The organism is Vibrio minamisatsumaniensis, from assembly GCF_050337445.1.
Taxonomy (GTDB): domain Bacteria; phylum Pseudomonadota; class Gammaproteobacteria; order Enterobacterales; family Vibrionaceae; genus Vibrio; species Vibrio artabrorum.
On sequence record NZ_JAKJSY010000153.1, the window covers coordinates 1 to 3212 of the forward strand.

Annotated in this window: 4 protein-coding genes; 3 read left to right on the forward strand and 1 reads right to left on the reverse strand. The window is 41.9% G+C overall.

The features are described from left to right. Window positions 1-287: 287 nt before the first annotated feature. Window positions 288-584, forward strand: a complete 297-nt coding sequence (gene ihfA, locus L4B77_RS19695) for an integration host factor subunit alpha (protein ID WP_261837440.1) — start codon at window positions 288-290, stop codon at window positions 582-584. Window positions 585-724: 140 nt separating this feature from the next. Here the strand turns inward: ihfA and L4B77_RS19700 are convergent, their stop codons facing one another. Further along, entirely contained in the window at window positions 725-1501 is a 777-nt protein-coding gene (locus L4B77_RS19700; RefSeq protein ID WP_429752534.1) for a RelA/SpoT domain-containing protein, read from the reverse strand. A gap of 355 nt (window positions 1502-1856) precedes the next feature. Here L4B77_RS19700 and L4B77_RS19705 point away from each other — a divergent pair, with 355 nt between their 5' ends. Both L4B77_RS19705 and L4B77_RS19710 read left to right on the forward strand, forming a co-directional pair. Continuing rightward, on the forward strand, window positions 1857-2510 hold the full coding sequence (locus L4B77_RS19705; protein WP_429752536.1) for a thiopurine S-methyltransferase: 654 nt from the start codon (window positions 1857-1859) through the stop codon (window positions 2508-2510). Between the two features lie 124 nt (window positions 2511-2634). Continuing rightward, a partial coding sequence (locus L4B77_RS19710; RefSeq protein WP_429752538.1) for an IS6 family transposase occupies window positions 2635-3212 on the forward strand: 578 nt, incomplete at its 3' end.

The following is a 3212-nucleotide window of genomic DNA, read 5'->3' on the forward strand; positions in this document are numbered from 1 at the left end:
CATTGAGCACTTAAAGTTCTAAATTCTGTATTTTGAACATTACTGGTATATAACTCTTTTTGGGGTGTTTGTGTGGAGCTTATTTCGCTATATATGTGAAATTGGGAGTGGGTTATCTTGCTGATTATAAATAATAATTTAACAGTTAAGATAAAAAAGTTGGCGAAAATCAGAAGCTTGGCATACACTTTCGTTGTGAACGACCTTATCTCATTGATTGAATAGGGTAAATGCTTTGGCGCTACTGCGATAGTAGCAATGTTTAACATAGCTTTGAGGAAAGTTTTATGGCACTCACGAAGGCCGATTTGGCTGAGAACCTGTTTGATACACTCGGATATAGCAAGCGGGATGCCAAGGAAACGGTTGAAGTGTTTTTCGAGGAAGTTCGTAAAGCACTTGAAAATGGCGAACAGGTAAAACTGTCTGGCTTTGGTAACTTTGATCTTCGCGAGAAAAACGAGCGACCGGGTCGTAACCCAAAAACGGGTGAAGACATTCCCATTTCTGCTCGGCGTGTTGTGACTTTTAGACCGGGTCAGAAACTGAAGGCTCGAGTCGAAAATATTAAAATCGAGAAATAGCCAAGCAATAGACCACGCCTAGCGTGGTCTTTTTATATCTGAATAATTAAAAAAAAGAGCTGCGATTCATGCAGCCCTTCAAGTTTAAATTTTTTACAACAGAGACGTATACGATGGGTACCCTCGTCGGCCTCAATGTATCACGCGGCTTTAATGTGCGTTGTAATGTAGGGTTGCCATGCTTGTTGGTAAAGTTCAAGAGATTGACGTCTCAAGCTATTAATTTGCGCGGCTTCTATGTCGTTAACCGGGCGTTTTTCTGCAATAGCGTGGCGTTCAATACCTTGAATGATTTCGTATAGCTCATGCTCTGGGCCACTTTTCACATCAGCAATCGCTTTCAAGTGAAGTTGAACCTCTGCGATGATGTTGGTTTTTGGCAAACGAACCAATAGGTTAAGGTCACGGTAGCCTGAATCCGCTGGGGACTTAAACTTGTTTTTTACTTTTACGACATCCGCTTCACGGCTTAGTGCTTCGTAAACTTCAACCAAACTTTCCACATCATTGGCAATAATGGTTGCGCGGGCTAAGTCGGTAATTCTTGTGACATTGCCATCCAACTCTAAGTCGATCTTCTCTTTTGCACGAGATTGAGATTTCACCCCTGCGAATAGTGCTTCAGAGCGAGTCAGTAGGGCGGTACTTCTACAGATAGTTTCCAATTCAGCTTGTGCTTGGTGTGCTTTGCTGTAAAGGATATCGAAATCAGAATAGGGTTGCGTCGGATGTGAGTCGAATGCTTTGATACCGTATAAGCCATTCAGGCTGTGGCGAAATACGTTTGATGACACTTGGTTTTGCGCTGGAGTGCGCGATTGAACTGTTGAATTCGTTGAAACTGGTGCGGCTGCGAATGCAGGCGCTCGGCTCAATACCAAAAGCATTAGGGCCGTCGTACGGAGAAATACACTCATTCAAACTCCAAAATACAAGGTTACAAAAACGGGTATTCAAAAGGGGGTAACCAGTAAAACATAAGAGTGAAAACAGCTTAACGACACCAACTAATCTCGCTATATATTAGATGGGGCCTGTTAAGATAGAAACCAACTCTAACGTTTAATATTGCTTTAAAATGTGAAGATATAGACAAATTATTTAAGTAATTTTTCCCATATTTTGAGAACTTTGAACTGCAGCAGTCAACTTTCTCAACGGGTGTTGTTTGCTATTCTGACTCTGCTATTTTTTACGTTAAAACTCAGCGAAGGTTGCTCTTATTCATCGATACTGTACCCTTGTATTATCACTGTTTAACATGAACGAAAGATGAATAATCCTGAATTTTGGCACAATAAATGGGCTGCCAACCAAATTGGTTTCCACCTTGAAGATGTAAACCCGCTTCTTATCGAATTTTGGGAAAAGACTAATCCAAGCTACGACAAAAGTGTCTTCGTGCCTCTTTGTGGTAAGAGTGAAGATTTAATTTGGTTAGCAACCAAGCACGAACAGGTTCAAGGTGTTGAATTAAGCCAAATTGCGGTTCGTGCCTTTTTCTCTGAGCATTTGTACACACCAACAGTGACTCAAATCAGTGGTCAGCACGAGCTTTATCAATTCGATGAATTGAGTATTTATACGGGCGATTACTTCACCGCGCCAATCCAGCCGGTCGACATTATTTATGATCGTGCTTCGCTGGTGGCATTACCTGAAGAGATGCGAGTTCAGTACGTCGCGCGTTTGAAGCAACTGTTGAAACCGAGTGGTACGATCTTACTGGTGACATTGGATTACGAACAAAGCGAGATGGCGGGGCCTCCGTTTAGCGTACCTCTGCCAGAGATCGAACGGTTATTTGTCGGCTATAAAATTACGTTGTTAAATCAAGATATCGCCGACGATAAACACCCAAAGATTACGAAGAAAGGTTTGTCTCGATTCAGTGAAGAGGTGTATTTGATTGAGTCTATTGCTTAGGTTTAGCTTGCTGAATTCGATGACAAGATAACAGACAAAAATACGGGCTAAATAGGGTTCTGTCGCAAACTTTGAGTCATTAAGTTAAGATTTGCTTCATTTCTATTCATGAGACTGATTCTTAATGTTTAAAGGCTGCCACTTCCCCTCTGAAGTTATTCTCGAAACCGTACGTTATTATCTCGCCTATAAACTCAGTTATCGTGAAATTGAAGAGATACAATTGGAGCGCGGAGTCGTTGTGGATCACGCCACGATTAATCGTTGGGTTATCAAATTTACGCCAGTATTAGAGCACAGAGCGAGGCGTAGAAAGAAGCCCGTATCTGACTCGTGGCGAATTGATGAAACCTACATCAAAGTAAAAGGTAAGTGGGYCTACTACTATCGAGCGGTCGATAAGTTTGGAAACGTGATCGATTATTATCTTAGCCCGAACCGTGATGAGGCAGCGGCTAAAGCCTTTCTGAATAAGGCCATCGCTCAAAATGGTTTACCAAGCAAAATTGTTATAGATGGARGCAATRGTAACTACGCGGYCATTGATTCTATGAATGTTCAGCTATGGTTGACGGGTTACTTTATGCTCTCACTGGTAGAGATATTAGACATTAAATATCTGAACAATATCGTTGAGCAGAGTCACCGTTGGGTGAAGCAGAAAACGCGTCAAGCGCTGGGTTGGAAATCAATGGAAGGAGC

What these genes read in the sequence shown, in the direction of transcription:
- L4B77_RS19700 (WP_429752534.1), bottom strand. Translation starts at nt 1,501, where the DNA reads ATGAGTGTATTTCTCCGTACGACGGCCCTAATGCTTTTGGTATTGAGC.
- ihfA (WP_261837440.1), top strand. Translation starts at nt 288, where the DNA reads ATGGCACTCACGAAGGCCGATTTGGCTGAGAACCTGTTTGATACACTC.
- L4B77_RS19705 (WP_429752536.1), top strand. Translation starts at nt 1,857, where the DNA reads ATGAATAATCCTGAATTTTGGCACAATAAATGGGCTGCCAACCAAATT.